16 protein-coding genes are annotated in these 16786 nt (G+C 64.6%); 12 read left to right on the top strand and 4 right to left on the bottom strand.

Features of this window, described 5'->3' with window-relative positions:
• Positions 1-133: 133 nt before the first annotated feature.
• Positions 134-913 (top strand): class II aldolase/adducin family protein, encoded by a 780-nt coding sequence (locus UP09_RS06865; RefSeq protein WP_044537317.1) that lies wholly within the window; start codon positions 134-136, stop codon positions 911-913.
• Between the two features lie 106 nt (positions 914-1019).
• Here UP09_RS06865 and UP09_RS06860 read toward each other — a convergent pair whose 3' ends face one another.
• Together UP09_RS06860 and UP09_RS06855 are read right to left on the bottom strand one after the other, a co-directional pair.
• A complete protein-coding gene (locus tag UP09_RS06860) occupies positions 1020-2420 on the bottom strand; it encodes a M20/M25/M40 family metallo-hydrolase (RefSeq protein ID WP_044537316.1) in 1401 nt (466 codons plus the stop codon).
• Between the two features lie 102 nt (positions 2421-2522).
• Complete coding sequence (locus tag UP09_RS06855; RefSeq protein WP_044537315.1) at positions 2523-4142, bottom strand: helicase HerA-like domain-containing protein; 1620 nt, start codon at positions 4140-4142, stop codon at positions 2523-2525.
• A 402-nt stretch (positions 4143-4544) separates the two neighbouring features.
• Here UP09_RS06855 and UP09_RS06850 point away from each other — a divergent pair, with 402 nt between their 5' ends.
• The 9 genes from UP09_RS06850 (at position 4545) to UP09_RS06810 (ending at position 12703) form a co-directional block, all read left to right on the top strand.
• A complete protein-coding gene (locus UP09_RS06850; protein ID WP_044537417.1) occupies positions 4545-4910 on the top strand; it encodes a hypothetical protein in 366 nt (121 codons plus the stop codon).
• Positions 4911-4964: 54 nt separating this feature from the next.
• Positions 4965-5372, top strand: a complete 408-nt coding sequence (locus UP09_RS06845; protein ID WP_044537314.1) for a DUF4332 domain-containing protein — start codon at positions 4965-4967, stop codon at positions 5370-5372.
• A 99-nt stretch (positions 5373-5471) separates the two neighbouring features.
• Complete coding sequence (gene folP / locus UP09_RS06840) at positions 5472-6329, top strand: dihydropteroate synthase (protein WP_044537313.1); 858 nt, start codon at positions 5472-5474, stop codon at positions 6327-6329.
• Positions 6326-6706 carry a dihydroneopterin aldolase gene (gene folB, locus UP09_RS06835; RefSeq protein WP_044537312.1) on the top strand — a complete coding sequence of 127 codons (381 nt, stop codon included), beginning with the start codon at positions 6326-6328 and terminating at the stop codon, positions 6704-6706. The genes folP and folB overlap by 4 nt, the downstream gene beginning before the upstream one ends.
• A gap of 30 nt (positions 6707-6736) precedes the next feature.
• Entirely contained in the window at positions 6737-7228 is a 492-nt protein-coding gene (gene folK, locus UP09_RS06830; protein ID WP_044537311.1) for a 2-amino-4-hydroxy-6-hydroxymethyldihydropteridine diphosphokinase, read from the top strand.
• A 105-nt stretch (positions 7229-7333) separates the two neighbouring features.
• Positions 7334-9208: a methylmalonyl-CoA mutase subunit beta gene (locus tag UP09_RS06825; protein ID WP_044537310.1), complete on the top strand. Its 1875-nt coding sequence runs from the start codon at positions 7334-7336 to the stop codon at positions 9206-9208.
• Positions 9205-9675: a GFA family protein gene (locus UP09_RS06820; protein WP_044537309.1), complete on the top strand. Its 471-nt coding sequence runs from the start codon at positions 9205-9207 to the stop codon at positions 9673-9675. Before UP09_RS06825 ends, UP09_RS06820 begins: the two co-directional genes overlap by 4 nt.
• Positions 9676-9715: 40 nt before the next feature.
• Positions 9716-11872 carry a methylmalonyl-CoA mutase gene (gene scpA, locus UP09_RS06815; protein WP_044537416.1) on the top strand — a complete coding sequence of 719 codons (2157 nt, stop codon included), beginning with the start codon at positions 9716-9718 and terminating at the stop codon, positions 11870-11872.
• Positions 11873-11914: 42 nt separating this feature from the next.
• Positions 11915-12703: an RsiV family protein gene (locus UP09_RS06810; protein ID WP_197082623.1), complete on the top strand. Its 789-nt coding sequence runs from the start codon at positions 11915-11917 to the stop codon at positions 12701-12703.
• 66 nt (positions 12704-12769) lie between these two features.
• On the opposite strand, the gene UP09_RS06805 is transcribed toward UP09_RS06810, so the two are convergent.
• On the bottom strand, positions 12770-13249 hold the full coding sequence (locus UP09_RS06805; protein ID WP_044537415.1) for an SRPBCC family protein: 480 nt from the start codon (positions 13247-13249) through the stop codon (positions 12770-12772).
• 164 nt (positions 13250-13413) lie between these two features.
• Between UP09_RS06805 and meaB the strand changes: the two genes are divergently transcribed.
• Positions 13414-14406 carry a methylmalonyl Co-A mutase-associated GTPase MeaB gene (gene meaB, locus UP09_RS06800; protein ID WP_044537307.1) on the top strand — a complete coding sequence of 331 codons (993 nt, stop codon included), beginning with the start codon at positions 13414-13416 and terminating at the stop codon, positions 14404-14406.
• Between the two features lie 387 nt (positions 14407-14793).
• Positions 14794-16164, top strand: a complete 1371-nt coding sequence (locus UP09_RS06795; RefSeq protein WP_044537414.1) for a TIGR03808 family TAT-translocated repetitive protein — start codon at positions 14794-14796, stop codon at positions 16162-16164.
• 9 nt (positions 16165-16173) lie between these two features.
• Here UP09_RS06795 and UP09_RS06790 read toward each other — a convergent pair whose 3' ends face one another.
• The gene (locus UP09_RS06790; protein WP_044537306.1) at positions 16174-16653 is read right to left on the bottom strand and encodes a TIGR03809 family protein; all 480 of its coding nucleotides are present in this window, start codon (positions 16651-16653) and stop codon (positions 16174-16176) included.
• Positions 16654-16786 lie beyond the last annotated feature (133 nt).

Below are 16786 nucleotides of genomic sequence, written 5' to 3'. Positions count from 1 at the left end.
AGCATGATCCTTCCGGATCGTGCCTAGCCGTTCCCTGACGGCATAACTGTCACGCCGGCACGCTGCCTTGCTGCGGCAGGGCAGCGGCGCTAGGCTCATATCGAGCAACAGCCATCAACGGAGCAAATCGGCCATGTCGCCAGCAGAAGCGCGCCTGAAGGAAGTGCCGTCGGATATGAGCGCGGCGGAATGGGAACAGCGGGTCAACCTCGCCGCCTGCTATCGCCTGGTCGCGCTCTACGGCTGGGACGACCTGGTCGACACCCACATCTCGGCGCGCGTGCCCGGACCGGAACATCACTTCCTGATCAATCCCTACGGGCTGATGTTCGACGAAATCACCGCCTCGAGCCTGGTCAAGGTCGATCTCGAGGGCAACCAGCTGACGAAGAGCGACTACAGCATCAACCCGGCCGGCTTCACCATCCATTCCGCGATCCACGAGGTGCGCGAGGATGCCGGTTGCGTGCTCCATCTGCACACGGTCGACGGCACCGCAGTCTCCAGCGGCCCCGACGGGCTGCTGCCGCTGAACCAGACCGCGCAGCTCGTCACCCACGACCTCGCCTATCACGACTACGAGGGTATTGCGCTCGATCATGACGAGCGCCCGCGCCTGCAGCGCGACCTCGGCGCCAGGAACCACATGCTGCTGCGCAATCACGGCACGCTGACGGTCGGCCGCTCGGTCGCCTCTGCCTTCGAGCGCATGTACCATCTGGAGCGGGCCTGCTCGATGCAGGTGGCCACCCGCGCGCTCGGCGGAACCGCCTATCCGGTCGACCCGCACGCGATCGACAAGAACTCCGAACTCCTGTCCAACCCGGACCGCGCCGAGCTGCGCTCGACGCAGCTCGTCTGGCCGCCGCTGCTGCGCAAGCTCGACCGGGTCAACCCCGGCTACCGGAGTTGAATTTTCACAATCTTCGGGTAAGCTCTCCGGCAACACCCTCTACACGACCCAATCAAAACGCCGCCCAATTCCGGGCGGCGTTTTTACGTTCGGCCTGCAGCATATCCTATTTGGCTTCCGCGAAGGCCGCCAAAATCCGGGCCCAGGAGCGGATGCCCTTGTGGAAGCTCTTGAGGTCGTACTTTTCGTTCGGCGAATGGATGTTGTCGTCGTCGAGGCCGAAGCCGACCAGTACGGAGTCGAGCCCCAGCGTGCGCTTGAAGTCGGCGACGATCGGGATCGAGGCGCCGGAGCCGATCAAGAGCGCTTCCTTGCCCCATTCGTCGGTCAGCGCGCGCCGGGCCGCCGCCAGCGGCTTCATGTTCCAGTCGAGCGCGATCGCCGGCGCGCTGGAGTGGTCGATGAACTCGGCCTTGCAGTCCGCCGGCACCCGCGCCTTCACATAGTCCTGGAATGCCTGGCGGATCTTCTCGGGGTCTTGTCCCTCGACCAGGCGGAATGAAACCTTCGCCGATGCCTCCGCCGGAATCACCGTCTTGGAGCCCTCGCCGGTATAGCCGCCGATGATGCCGTTGATGTCGCAGGTCGGCCGCGAGGACACCTGCTCGATCAGAAGCCGGTCCTTCTCGCCGGCCGGCAGCGACAGTCCGATCGGCTTGAGGAAGGATTCAGCCGTCAGGTTCAGCTTCTTCCACTGCGCCAGGATGTCCGGCGGCAGATCCTTCACGCCATCATAGAAACCGGGGATCGTGATGTGGCCGTTGTCGTCATGCAGGCGGCCGAGGATCCGCGTCAGCACACGGATCGGATTCTGCGCGCCGCCGCCGAACACGCCGGAATGCAGGTCGCGATTGGCGGCCTTGATCTTGACCTCTTCGTAGACCAGCCCGCGCAGCGAGGTCGTGATCGCCGGCGTGTTCTGGTCCCACATGCCGGTATCGCAGACCAGTGCGAAGTCGGCCTTGAGGTCAGCCTTGTTCGCTTCGAGGAACGGCACGAAGTTCTTCGACCCGATCTCCTCCTCGCCCTCGATGAGGATGGTGATGTCGACCGGCAGCGATCCCGTCACGTGCTTCCAGGCGCGGCAGGCCTCGACGAAAGTCATGAGCTGGCCCTTGTCGTCCTCGGCGCCGCGCGCGACGATGATCTTGCGGCCGTCGGCGTGGTCGGTGACGACGGGCTCGAACGGCGGACGGTGCCAGAGATTGAGCGGATCGACCGGCTGCACATCGTAGTGACCGTAGAACAGCACATGCGGGCGGCCGTCGCTGCTGCCATTCGCCTTGGCAACGATGGCCGGATGGCCCGCGGTCGGCCGCACCTCCGCAATGAAGCCCAGCGTCGCGATGTCCTTGGCCAGATGGTCGGCCGCCGCCTTGCAGTCGTCGGCAAAGGCTGCCTCTGACGAAATCGACTTGATGCGGAGCAGCGTGAACAGCCGCGCGAGACTGTTGTCGAAATCGGCGTCGATATGATCGAGGACCGGCTGGAGCATGGCGTTGGACATCGCTGGTTTCCCTGGCTGTTGGGCTTGTCGCAATTTGTAGCCCGCCGGCCGTAGCAGGCAAAGCGCCCGCCTCCTGCCCGACCGAGCGGTGGGCTTGACGAGCTATCTCCGCAGCAATCCGCCAAGCGCGCCGCGGACCAAGGCGCGGCCGATCGATCCTCCGACGGAGCCGCCGACCGACTTGCCGAGATCGGCGACCACGCCACCGACCACCTTGTCGGTGACCGAACGCGTCACATTGCGTGCGATCACCTGTCCCGTCGACAGCCGGCCACGCCTGACATTGGTGCCGAAGATCGCAGCCGCGATGGCGCCGATATGGCCGAGGATGCCGCCACCCTCGCCACCGCCTGCACCGTCCGCCGGCGCCGCCGCCCCCGCAAGACGCTTCTGGATGATCTCGTAGGCGGATTCGGCATCGATCGCGGTGTCGTACTTGCCCTTGTAGGGGCTCGCATCCATGATCGCCTTGCGTTCTTCCGGCGTGATCGGCCCGATCCGCGCCGACGGTGGCCGCACCATGATGCGCTCGACCATCGCCGGTGTGCCGGCGCCCTCGAGGAACGACACCAGCGCCTCGCCCTTGCCGAGCTCCATGATCACGCGCGCGGTGTCGAGCTTCGGATTGGGCCGGAAGGTCTGCGCGGCTGCGGCGACGGCCTTCTGGTCGCGCGGTGTGAACGCGCGCAGCGCATGCTGGACACGGTTGCCGAGCTGCGCCAGCACCTTGTCCGGCACGTCGATCGGGTTTTGGGTGACAAAATAGACGCCGACGCCCTTGGAGCGGATCAGCCGCACCACCTGCTCGATCTTGTCCATCAACGCCTTCGGCGCGTCGTTGAACAACAGATGCGCCTCGTCGAAGAAGAACACCAGCTTCGGCTTCGGCAGGTCGCCGGCCTCCGGCATCTCCTCGAACAATTCCGAGAGCATCCAGAGCAGGAACGTGGCGTAAAGCCGCGGGCTCTGCATCAGCTTGTCGGCAACGAGGATGTTAACCACGCCGCGGCCGTCGCGGTCGGTCTTCATGAAATCCTTCAGCGTCAGCGCCGGCTCGCCGAAGAACTTGGCGCCGCCCTGGTTCTCGAGCACCAGGAGCTGGCGTTGAATGGTCCCGACCGTCGCCCTGGAGACGTTGCCATAGCCTTGCGCGGCCTTGCGGATCGACGCCAGCGGATCCTCGTCGTCGCCAGCCTTCTTGCTCAGGTCGGGGGCGATCGCATCGAGCAAGGCGCGCAGGTCCTTCATGTCGATCAGCGCCAGGCCGTTCTCGTCGGCGACGCGGAAGGCGACGTTGAGCACGCCTTCCTGTACGTCGTTGAGATCGAGCATCCGCGCCAGCAGCAGCGGCCCCATTTCGGTGACGGTGGCGCGCACCGGATGACCCTGCTCGCCGAACACATCCCAGAAAACGGTCGAGAACTGATCCGGCTGGAACGTCAGCCCCATTTCCTTGGCGCGCTTGACGATAAAGTCCTTGGCTTCCCCGACTTCGGAGATACCGGACAGATCACCCTTGATATCGGCCGCGAACACCGAGACGCCGGCGCGCGCGAACCCTTCCGCCATGACTTGCAGCGAGACAGTCTTACCCGTTCCGGTCGCGCCGGTCACAAGGCCGTGCCGGTTGGCCAGCGCGAGCGTCAGCCAAGCCGTCTCCTCACCCTTGCCGATAAAGATTTTCTCGTCGGTATCGGCCGGCTTGTCGTCTGGGGTCGCCATCGCTTCGCCTCTTCGCAGATTAGATCGGTTCGATACCTCGAACCCGGTTCGACGCTTCGAACCCGGTTCGACACCTCGAACCCATGCCATCATATTGCATCTTGCAGGTCGATTGAAACCATCAGCGGATGCCGACGTACATTGTCGCCCCAACAGGTCTTGGGAGTTCCTGATACTTTCTTCCATGCCAAGTGCTTTCTTACATGCCATGTGAAGAAAGGGATTGCGCATTGCCACAAGATAGCGTGAATCCGCCGCTCACTCTTGCATCGGTGCAACACTCACAGCGCGATCGAAAAAGAAAACGAATCGAAATGCGCGGATCGCTTGTATTTCACGGCACACGCGCTCAAGATCAATCCTCAAGAAATTATCCGGCAAGACCGGTCGAGGCGGGGCAATATGGACGAACTGGTTGGACGGCTGGCTTCCGTGGCCGGCATTGATGGTGCTGTCGCTGAAAAAACCGTCGGCATCGTTCTGGGCTTCCTCCGTAACGAGGGCCCTTCCGACAAGGTCCAGGCTCTGATCGACCAAATCCCCGGCGCCGAAGCGGCAATCGCGGCCTCCAGCAACAGCGGTGGTCTATCGAGGTTGATGGGTGGCGGGCTGATGGCCGTCGGCACCCGGCTGATGGCGCTTGGTTTGAGCATGAGCGAGATTCAGAACGTCGCGCGTGAACTTTTTAGGTTCGGCCGCGACAAACTCGGAGCGGATCAAATGGGCGAGATCATCTCGGGGACGCCGGGCCTCAGCCAGTTTGCCTAGAACTGCCATCGACAAGTCCTCGGCCACACGCTCCCTCTACCGCATACGAGTATCATGACATACCCCCTCTCCGAGATCGAAGGCCTGTCCGCCTATTACGCCAACAAACTGAAATCGCAGGGTATCCGCACGACCGAAGCGCTGCTTGAAACCGCCCGCACCGTCAAGGGACGCAAGGCGCTCGCAGCCAAGACCGGGATCAGCGAGCAGCAATTGCTCGAATGGGCGAACATCTCCGACTACATGCGGATTCCCGGCATGGGCAAGGCCAAGGTCGGCCTGATGCGCGCCGCCGGCGTCACCACGGTGCGCGAACTCGCACACCGTAACCCGTCGCGGCTGGCGCAGAGCATGAAGGACGCCAACGTCAAGCGAAAGCTTGTCCGCCTCATGCCGTCGGAGAAATCGGTCGAGCTGCTGATCGAGCAGGCACGCAAGCTGCCTCCCAAAATCACCTATTAGACTCACCTATTAGCCGCTGTAGCGGCTTCCAGTCGCGTCCGGCGCCAGCCACCTCCGCAACATCTTGACTTGCCAACGCTGTCAGCGCAAAGCCACCGCATGATGGCGACCAAGCCCATATCGGCAGCATTCGCCGGCCCGGCCGGACTCGCGGTGCTGCCGGCGTTGCTATCGAAGCCCACTCCGGCGGTGATGGGCATCCTGAACGTGACGCCGGATTCATTTTCCGATGGCGGACAGTTCATCGCCCCCGAGCTGGCTCTGGCGCAAGCCCGCAAGCTGATCGCTGACGGCGCCGACATCATCGATATCGGCGCGGAATCCACCCGCCCCTACGGCTCGCAGCCGGTTTCCGCTGACGACGAGTTGAAGCGGCTCAAGCCGGTGCTGGCCGACATCATAGCCCTCGGCGTGCCCGTCTCGATCGACAGCATGAAGTCCGAGGTCGTGGCCTGGGCGCTCGACCAGGGCGCTGCTGTTGCCAATGACGTCTGGGGCCTGCAGCGCGATCCTGGGATGGCCGATATCGTCGCGGCGCGTGGTGTGCCCGTGATCATCATGCATAATCGCGAGCATGCCGATCCCGCGATCGACATCATGAAGGACATCGCAACCTTCTTTACCCGCTCGATCGAGATTGCAGCCAAGGCGGGCATATCGTCCGACAGCATCGTGCTCGATCCCGGCATTGGCTTCGGCAAGGTCCCGGAGCAGAACATGATGGTGCTGGCGCGGCTCTCCGAGCTCGACACTTTCCGCCTGCCGGTGCTGGTCGGCGCGTCGCGCAAGCGCTTCATCAGCACGGTCGTGCCCTCGGAGCCGCAAAATCGCATCGGCGGCTCGATCGCGGCGCATCTGATCGCGGCACAGAATGGTGCACGCATCATCCGCGCGCATGACGTTGCGGAAACCGTTCAGGCGCTGCTTGTGGCAGCGGCAATCAAGGGACAGCAATGACCGACACGATCTTCATCACCGGGGTCGTCATCCATGCCCGTCATGGCGTGATGGAACATGAGACCGAAGTCGGGCAGCGCTTCGTCATCGACCTTGAATTGTACACCGACCTCTCGGAATCGTCGCGCACCGACCGCCTTTCCGACACCGTCTCCTACTCCAACGTGGTCGCGACCGCGACGTCGGCGTTCAAGACCACCAATTACAAGCTGCTGGAGCGCGCCGCCGGTGCGGTGGCCGACGATATCCTGAGCACATTCCCGCGCGTCCGAGCCGTCAAGGTGACCGTCCACAAGCCGCACGCACCGATCGCCGCGATCTTCGAGGATGTCGGCGTGGTGCTGACGCGTTCACGGCATCCGCCGCTCCAAGGTTGAGCGCCCAAGAACGCCCAAGGTTGAACGCCTATGCCTGATGTCCTGATCGCACTCGGCGGCAATGTCGGCGACGTCCGTGCGACGTTCCGCAAGGCCATCGCCAATATCTGCGGCATGACCCAGGCCGCGCTGCTAGCGCGCTCGTCGGATTATTCGACGCCGCCCTGGGGCGAGGAGCAGCAGGACAACTTCATCAATGCCTGCATCGAGATCGAAACCAGCCTCGACCCACACGCGCTGCTGTTCACGCTGCACAAGATCGAGACCAAGTTCGGCCGCGACCGCAAGAACGAGCAGCGCTGGGGCCCGCGCACCCTCGACCTCGACCTGATCGCTTATGACGACGTCACGCTCGACAAGCCGGAACTGACCCTGCCGCACCCGCGCCTGTTCGAGCGCGCCTTCGTGCTGGCGCCGCTGGTCGAGATCGTGCCGGACCGCGTCATCGCCGGGCGGCGTGTCGCCGACGCCCTGGCCGGAGTCTCGGCCGACGGTATATTCCGTCTGCCGGACCTCGATTGAGGCCACACAGCCCCCAAACAACTGTTTGGCTTGGCCGCCCGCCCGTGGCAATTTCCGGCCAAATCAAGCGGGGCCCGCCGGGCCGACGAAGGACATTTTGGGCGGATGACGACCACGACTGACGATTTGCCTCTCGCCGCGGATTTTGCGCCTGCGACCTATGATGACTGGCGCAAGCTGGTCGACGGCGTGCTGAAGGGTGCCCCGTTCGAGAAACTGGTCGGCAAGACCTATGATGGGTTGAAGATCGATCCGATCTACCGCCGCGCCACCAACTTGAGCCCGATCGCCGGCCGCGCTGCCGCCGCGCCCTGGCAGATCCTGCAGCGGGTCGACCATCCCGACGCCGCGCAAGCCAATGCGCAGGCGCTGCAAGACCTGGAGAACGGGGCGACCGGCCTCGAATTCGAATTCGCCGGCGGTCCCGGCACGCGCGGCTTCGGTCTTGCCGATGCCAGCAAGAAGACACTGGCGCGGGCCTGCGGCGGTGTCCATCTCGATGCCGGCATCATGATCGCGCTCAACCCGGTGCTCGGACGCGAGAACGCCGGCGAAACCTTTGCCGACATGGTCGAGGCCCGCAAGCTCGATCCGGCCACGCTCGACCTTCATTTCAACTATCAGGCGCTCAGCACGGTGGCCGTGCGTGGCGCCGCGGCCGCCGCCTGGACAGAGTACGAGAAGCCGTTCGGCAAGGTGGTCAACGGCCTGATCAAGCGCGGCTTCAAGGGCCCCTTCGTACTGGCGGATGGCCGGCCGATCCATGATGCCGGTGGATCCGACGTGCAGGAACTCGCCTTCACACTTGCAGTCGCGCTCGCCTATCTGCGGATGCTCGAAGCCGCCGGCATCGACCTCGATGCTGCCCGCGCGGGAATCTCGTTCCGGCTCAGCGCCGACGCCGACCAGTTTTTGACGATGGCAAAGTTCCGGGCGCTGCGGCTGCTGTGGGCGCGGGTCGAGCAGGCCTGTGGCCTCGCGCCAAAACCGATCTTCGTCAACGCGCAGACCGCATGGCGCATGCTGACCCAGCGCGACGCCAATGTGAACATGCTGCGCGCGACCGTGGCAACCTTTGCGGCCGGGCTCGGCGGCGCCAATGCAATCACCGTGCTGCCGCACACGCTGGCGCTTGGATTGCCTGATGATTTCGCCCGGCGCGTCGCACGCAACACGCAACTGGTGCTGCTGGACGAATCCAACCTCGCAAAGGTCTCCGATCCGGCGGCCGGTTCCGGCGGCATCGAGACCCTGACATCGCAGCTTTCAGAGGCGGCATGGGCACTGTTCCAGGAGATCGAGAAGGCCGGCGGCGTCTTCGCTGCGCTCGAGCACGGCCTGATCCAGAACAAGGTCGCCGCGACCCGTATGCTTCGCGAAACCAATTTGGCGAAGCGCCGCGACGTGCTGACCGGCGCCAGCGAATTTCCCAACCTGCATGAGGCCGATATCGCGGTGCTGGACGTGAAGCCGGCAGGGCCCGCGACCTTCGGAGATGCCAAGATCAAGTTCGACGCGCTTGCGCCGATGCGCCTGGCCGAGCCATTCGAGGCGCTGCGCGACAAGTCGGATGCGGCGCTGAAGGCAGGTGGCACACGGCCAAAGATCTTCCTCGCCAATCTCGGTACGGCCGCGGATTTCACCGCGCGCGCCACATTCGCCAAGAGCTTCTTCGAAACCGGCGGCATCGAGGCCGTCGACAACGAAGGCATTGCCGATGCCGCGGCGCTCGTCGCCGCCTTCAAGGCCTCCGGTGCCGCGACGGCCTGCATCTGCTCCTCGGACAAGGTCTATGCCATCAGCGCCGCCGACGCCGCCAAGGCCCTTCGCGGCGCGGGAGCGAGGCATATCTATCTGGCAGGGCGGCCCGGCGACCAGGAAGCGGCGCTGCGGGCGGCCGGCATCGGTGACTTCGTCTTCGCCGGCGGCGATGCGCTGGCAACATTGCGCGACGCCTATCGGCGAATGGAGCAAGCATGACGGCTGAGACACCATCAAAAGCGGTTCTGACCGGTGGCTGCCAATGCGGCGCCATCCGCTTTGCCGTCTCGGGCGCACCGGCCAAGATCAGCGTCTGTCACTGCCGGATGTGCCAGAAGGCTTCCGGCTCGCCGTTCGCATCGTTTGCCGACATCGAGAAGACCGATTTCGCCTGGACCCGCGGCCAGCCCGCCGCGTTCAAATCGTCCTCGATCGCCGAGCGCGATTTCTGCGCCGCCTGCGGCACGCCCCTGAGCTTCCGCCGGATCGATGGGCCGCGGATCGAAATCATGACCGGCACCTTCGACCGGCCCGACCGGATGGTGCCGACGCGGCAATATGGAACCGAGTCCCGGCTCGGCTGGGTGGTCGGCATTCCCAATTTGCCGAGCCAGACCACGATGCAGAATTACGGCCCGGAGAAGATGGCGACCATCGCCAGCCACCAGCATCCGGATCACGACTGAATGGCGCCGGAAGACGGTCGCCCATGCTATGATGGACAACATGAGCCGCATACCGAACTTCGCCGATATCGCGTTTGAGAAAATCAGCACTGGCGCCCTGGCCGCAAGCGCCGAGCCTTGGCTGACGCCCGAGGGCATCCCGGTCAAATCCGCCTACAGCGAGGCCGATCTCGAAGGCATCGACTTCCTCGAGACCTGGCCGGGGATCGCTCCCTATCTGCGCGGCCCCTACCCGACCATGTATGTCAACCAGCCCTGGACCATCAGGCAATATGCCGGCTTCTCCACGGCGGAGGATTCCAACGCCTTCTATCGCCGCAACCTCGCGGCGGGCCAGAAGGGCCTGTCGGTCGCGTTCGATCTCGCCACCCACCGCGGTTATGACTCCGATCATCCGCGCGTCACGGGCGACGTCGGCATGGCCGGCGTTGCGATCGATTCCATCTACGACATGCGCACGCTGTTCTCGGGCATCCCGCTCGACCAGATGAGCGTGTCGATGACCATGAACGGCGCTGTGCTGCCGATCCTCGCGCTGTTCGTCGCGGCCGCCGAGGAACAGGGCGTACCGCCGGAGAAGCTGTCGGGCACCATTCAGAATGACATTCTGAAAGAGTTCATGGTGCGCAACACCTATATCTATCCGCCGACGCCCTCGATGCGGATCATCTCCGACATCTTCGCCTATACCTCGCAGAAGATGCCGAAGTACAACTCCATTTCCATTTCCGGCTATCACATGCAGGAAGCCGGCGCGACGCAGGACCTCGAGCTCGCCTATACGCTCGCCGACGGCGTCGAGTATCTGCGCGCCGGCCTCGCTGCGGGCCTCGACGTCGACCGCTTCGCGCCACGGCTGTCGTTCTTCTGGGCTGTTGGCATGAACTTCTTCATGGAAGTCGCCAAGATGCGCGCGGCGCGGCTGCTCTGGGCCAAGCTGCTGAAGCCGTTCAATCCGAAGGATCCGCGTTCACTGTCGCTGCGCACCCATTGCCAGACCTCGGGCTGGTCGCTGACCGCGCAGGACGTCTTCAACAATGTGATGCGCACCACCATCGAGGCGATGGCGGCAACGCAAGGCCACACCCAGTCGCTGCACACCAATGCGCTCGACGAGGCGTTGGCGCTGCCGACCGATTTCTCCGCGCGCATCGCCCGCAACACGCAATTGTTCCTGCAGCAGGAAAGCGGCACCAACCGCATCATCGATCCCTGGGGCGGCTCCTACTATGTCGAGCGACTGACCCGCGACCTCGCGGCTAAGGCCTGGGGTCATATCCAGGAGGTCGAGGAACTCGGCGGCATGGCCAAGGCGATCGAGGCCGGCGTGCCGAAGCTGCGGATCGAGGAAGCATCGGCCAAGACCCAGGCCCGCATCGATGCCGGCCGCCAGGCCGTGATCGGCGTCAACAAATACAAGCCGGAGAACGAGAAGCCGATCGACGTGCTGAAGGTGGAGAATTCCACCGTGCGGCGGCTGCAGATCGACAAGCTGGCGCGGCTGAAGAAAGACCGCAACCAGAAGGACGTCGACGCGGCGCTGGCGGCGATCACCCGAAGCGCGGGCGAAGGCAGCGGCAATCTGCTGGCGCTGGCGATCGACGCCGCACGGGCGAAAGCGACCGTCGGCGAGATTTCGGACGCGATGGAAAAGGTGTTCGGCCGGCACCGCGCCGAGATCAAGTCGATCACCGGCGTCTACAAGCGAGAGGCAGCGACCATGTCCAATCGGGTCGAAAAGGTGCAAGAGCTGATCGACGCTTTCGAGGAGGCCGAGGGCCGCCGCCCGCGTATCCTGGTCGCCAAGATCGGCCAGGACGGCCACGACCGCGGCCAGAAGGTGATCGCATCCGCGTTCGCCGATGTCGGCTTCGACGTCGACATCGGACCGCTGTTTGCGACCGCCGACGAAGCCGCCCGCCAGGCGGTCGAGAACGACGTGCACATCCTCGGCGTCTCCTCGCTCGCCGCCGCGCATCTCACCGCCGTCCCCGAGTTGAAGGCTGCACTGAAGAAGCACGGCCGCGAGGACATCATGATCATCATCGGCGGCGTGGTGCCGCCGCAGGATTACGACGCGCTCTACGCCGCCGGCGCCGAAGCTATCTTCCCCCCGGGCACAGTGATATCAGATGCCGCCGAGGAGCTGATCCACAAGCTCAACGCCCGGCTCGGCCACAGCGAGGCGGCGGAGTAGCTCCGCCGCGTCGCCGCCTTCCCACTCAAAAGGAATTTTTCTATGCGCGCCGCTCGCTTCCGAACGCCTGCCCGCATCATGGGCCTTGCCGGCATACTTGCTTGCCTCGGCCTGCCTGCGCTCGCCGCCGATCCCAAGCCCGATGCTTCGATCAAGAACAAGAGCGTCGAGGCCAACGTCTATCTCGACGACAAGGTCAAGGCGGATGCGGCCTTGGCTGCCGATTGCCTGGCCGAAGGCAAGAAGTGGATCGACAAGAATGCCGCCGAGGCCGCGACCTCGCGCAAAGAAGATCCGCAGTCCTTCAAGGATGGCGGCTGGTCGTTCGAACGCAGATACGCTGTCCACTCGGTCGTCGACGGCCGCTATGTCAGTATCCGGCGCGACGACGACATGGACAACCGCGGCGCGCATCCGAACTCCGACGTCAACACCATCCTGTGGGATACAACAGAGAAGAAGCGCACCAGCATCCGCCCCTTCTTCACCGAGACCGCCGACGACGGTCCGACCATGAAGGCGATGTTGCAGGCCGTCATCACCTCGCTGAACGCCGAGAAGAAGGAGCGCGACGCCGGCGAGACCGCAAGCGCCGAGTGGTACAAGGACCTGAAGCCGACCCTGCTCAAGATCGGCGCCGTCACGCTGACGCCGTCGACGGAAGCGGGCAAGAGCTCCGGCCTGACCTTCCACTATCCGCCCTATGCCGTCGGCCCCTATGCCGAAGGCCAGTACGTCGCTTTCGTGCCGTGGCAGACGCTGAAGCCGTATCTGACGCCGCAAGGCACGAAGATCTTCGGCGGCGCGCAGCCGAAGGCTGACGCGGACTAGAGCGTTTTCGAGCGAAGTGGACACCGGTTCGCGTGAAGAAAACGCGTCAAAACAAGAAAGCCGGTCTCAGCGGCCGTCGGCCTCGCGGCGCGCCAGCGTCCGGACCAGCGAGTTGGTCCAGTCCGGGATCCAGGACTGAAACAGCGTGTGCCAGCGATCGGCGTCGCCCGGCGCGGTGTCGAGCTTGACCGACCACTCGATGAAGGTGCGATCGCCTTCGACGACCGGCAGCAGGCGCATCGTTCCCTCGTAATGCGTCGGCTGCGGCGTGTCGGGGATCAGATCGGGCGGAAACGGCAGCGGCTCGATGCCGGCATAGGTCAGCGAATGCTGCTGATCGGAGTGCCCGGCCAGCCGTTGCCGCACCCAGTTGCCGAGATAGCAAAACCGCCTGACCGCGCCGACCTCGTCGCCGCGCCTGTCGTCCTCGATCACGCTCTCGGAGACGCCCTCGATATAGGCCGGGTAATTGTTGAAGTCGCGGATCAGCGACCACACGGTATCGAGCGGATGGTCGAGGACGGTGCTGTAATAGGCGCGGGTCACGGCAGGCTCCGGAAAAAGTGGTCCGCCACTGGCGGCGGAACGCGAGCCCTGATCCTGTCGGATGTGGTCGGGGACACCCACCCGATTCCCGATTGCGCATGCGACATAGGATGACGGCGCGCTGGCCTCTCGCCTGCAACCGGCCGCCGTTGTAAACCAAGGCCATGACCGCGCCGAAGACTGCCTCCCCCGACATCCGTGCCCTCGCCCACGAGCTCCGTGCCGGCGGCCGCGCGGCGCTGGCGCGGGCGATTACGCTGGTCGAGAGCAGGCGTGGCGACCATCAGGCGGCGGCGCGCGAGCTGGTGCAGGCGCTGTTGCCCGACACCGGCAAAGCGGTGCGGGTCGGCATCACCGGCTCGCCGGGCGTCGGTAAGTCGACCACGATCGATGCGCTCGGCATGTTCCTGATCGAGCGCGGCCACAAGGTCGCAGTGCTGGCGGTCGATCCCTCCTCGGCGCGCACCGGCGGCTCGATCCTCGGCGACAAGACGCGGATGGCGCGGCTCGCGATCTCCGATCAGGCCTTCATCCGTCCCTCGCCATCATCAGGCACGCTTGGCGGCGTCGCAGCCAAAACCCGCGAGGCGATGCTGTTGTGCGAGGCGGCCGGCTTCGACGTGGTGCTGGTCGAGACCGTCGGTATCGGCCAATCCGAGACCGCGGTCTGCGACATGACCGATTTCTTCCTCGCACTGATGCTGCCGGGCGCCGGCGACGAGCTGCAGGGCATCAAGAAGGGCCTGGTCGAGCTCGCCGACATGATCGCGATCAACAAGGCCGACGGCGACAATATCAAGCGCGCCAATCTCGCAGCGGCCGATTATCGCAGCGCGCTGCATATCCTCTCCCCGCGCTCCGAGCACTGGCATCCGCCGGTCGAGACCTATTCGGCGCTGGCGGGCATTGGGCTCGACAGGATCTGGCAGAAAATCCTCGACCACCGCACCGCGATGAACGCCTCCGGCGAGTTCGCGAGCCGCCGCCGCGAGCAGCAGGTGAAGTGGATGTGGTCGATGCTGGAGCAACGGATGATGGCGCGCCTGCGCGCGGAGCCTGCGATCCGCGCCAAGGTGAAGAAGATGGAAACCGAGGTCGCCGACGGCCGCATCTCGCCCGCGGTCGCCGCCGAACAGATCGCGGAGATGCTGAGGTGAGCGAGAGGCTGCGCATCCGCGTCACCGCATAGCGGCGCGGCCTCTAGCGCGTGAGTACACGATTTCGGAATACTGGAAGAATATCGCTGAGTTGCCCGACGTGTCAAGTTGCCTTGTCGAACGCCGGCAGCCGCCCGCTACTTTGCATGGGGTTGTTTTCGATATTTTGGCGGCGCGCGCCTGCGGCCGGGAGTTCCGTCACCATCACCCGCAGTTACGAGGCAGGCCACCTCTCGTAAACGACGCGCGCTGACCTGCTGTACCCAAGATTAACCCTACCGCCAACAAACGCCCGGCTGCGTCGGCGTGTTCACCAAGCAGCGCCGCATTTCGCGTTACCTATCGGGCATGAAGGTCACCTCTCGCGCCTTCAGCGAGGGCTATGCCATGGACGTCAACCGCCGCCATCTGATCGGAGCATCCGCCGTCGGCGTCGCCGGCGCGCTGGCGATGTCGCCCGACGCGGCGCGCGCGGCGCCATCGGTCGGGTCGCTCGGACGCGACGTCACGCAATATGGCGTTCGCGCCGGCAGCCCTGACGATCAAAGCCGGAATTTGCAGCGCGCGATCGACGAGGCTGCCCGCGCGCAGGTGCCGCTGGTGTTCCCGCCCGGAATCTACCGCACCGGCCTGCTGCGTCTTGCCCCCGGCAGCCAGCTGATCGGCGTGCGCGGCGCGAGCAAGCTCGCGTTCAACGGCGGTTTGTCGATGCTGTCGGGCGAAGGTGCCGGCGGCATCGGGCTTACCGGCCTCATGCTTGATGGCGGCAACATCCCGTTGCCGACCCGGCGCGGCCTGGTGCACTGCCTGTCCGGCCGCGACATCCGCATCACCGATTGCGAATTCACCGGTAGCGGCGGCAGCGGCATCTGGTTCGAGCAGATATCCGGCGACGTCAGCAACAACATCTTCACCGACATCGCGGCCACCGCGCTGGTGTCGTTCGATGCGCTGGGCCTGATCGTCTCGCGCAACACCATCAAGGGCACCAACGACAACGGCATCGAGATCCTGCGCACCGCTGTTGGCGACGACGGCTCCATCGTGGCCGACAATCGCATCGAGGATATCAAGGCCGGCCCCGGCGGCTCCGGGCAGTACGGCAACGCCATCAACGCCTTCCGCGCCGGCAACGTCATCGTGCGCGGCAACCGCATCAGGAACTGCGACTATTCCGCGGTACGCGGCAATTCCGCCTCCAACATCCACATCACGGACAACAGCGTCAGCAATGTCCGCGAGGTCGCGCTCTATTCGGAGTTCGCCTTCGAGGCTGCGGTCATCGCCAACAACACGGTCGACGGCGCTGCGGTCGGCGTCTCCGTGTGCAATTTCAACGAAGGCGGCCGCATCGCGGTGGTCCAGGGCAATATCATCCGCAACCTCGTCCCGAAGCGCCCGATCGGCACCGCGCCTGACGACGATGCCGGCATCGGCATTTATGTCGAGGCTGATACGGCCGTCACCGGCAATGTGATCGAGAACGCCCCGTCATTCGGCATCGTCGCCGGATGGGGCAAGTATCTGCGTGACGTCGCGATATCGGGAAACGTGATCCGCAACGCGTTTGTCGGCATCGGCGTCTCGGTGGTGCCGGGCGCCGGAACCGCGCTGATCAACAACAACATGATCTCGGAGACCCCGCGCGGGGCGGTGGTCGGGCTCGATCACGCCCGCCCTGTGACCACCGACCTGTCGGCCGGCGGCGCCCAGCAATTTGCGCAGCTGATGATCGGTGCGAACGCTGTGCGGCGCTGACCTGCGCGTCTAGAGCGAGTTGCGCAACAGCGGATAGCGCGCCTGGATCGCGTTGAGATCAAGCACCGGCGCGGGCATCTCGAGCGGCGGCGCATCGGTCACAGCGGGCGTTTCCTCGAGCACGGCGGCGGCCGTCTCCAGCGCTGCCGTCATGGCCATCATGGTGGATTGAGCCAACGCCGCCGCCTCCGGCTGGCGCTCGCGCACCGGCGAGACTTCGCATGGCGACAGTTTCGATCGCCCGCGACCGAGCCAGGACAAATCGATCGGTGAATTGTCGAGCGAGGCTTCGCGCGACAGCAGTTCGCGCCAGGTGTCGACCGCCGCCGTGGCTTCCCTGATGTTTTCGAGAAAGGCTTCTTCGCTGTGATAGCGGCGCCAACGGCCGGTTTCGAACAGCTCGGTGAGATGTTCCAGCCGTTGCTCGGCAAGGTTGCACCAGCGCGCAACGATCTCCTGGCCTCTGGCCACGTCGGTCCGATGTGTCATTTAACTGCCCGCAGGGAGAGAGACGGACGCAGACGCAACCGAACCGAATCAACTGGACGTGACGGAGATATTCTGTGGAAAAGGTAAATAAAGTCTAACTAAATTCTTAATTGGCGACGGGCGGTGAAGAAAA

Origin of the sequence: Bradyrhizobium sp. LTSP885 (assembly GCF_000938305.1) — a bacterium.
Lineage (GTDB): Bacteria > Pseudomonadota > Alphaproteobacteria > Rhizobiales > Xanthobacteraceae > Bradyrhizobium.
This window is presented reverse-complemented; position numbering and strand designations above follow the sequence as displayed.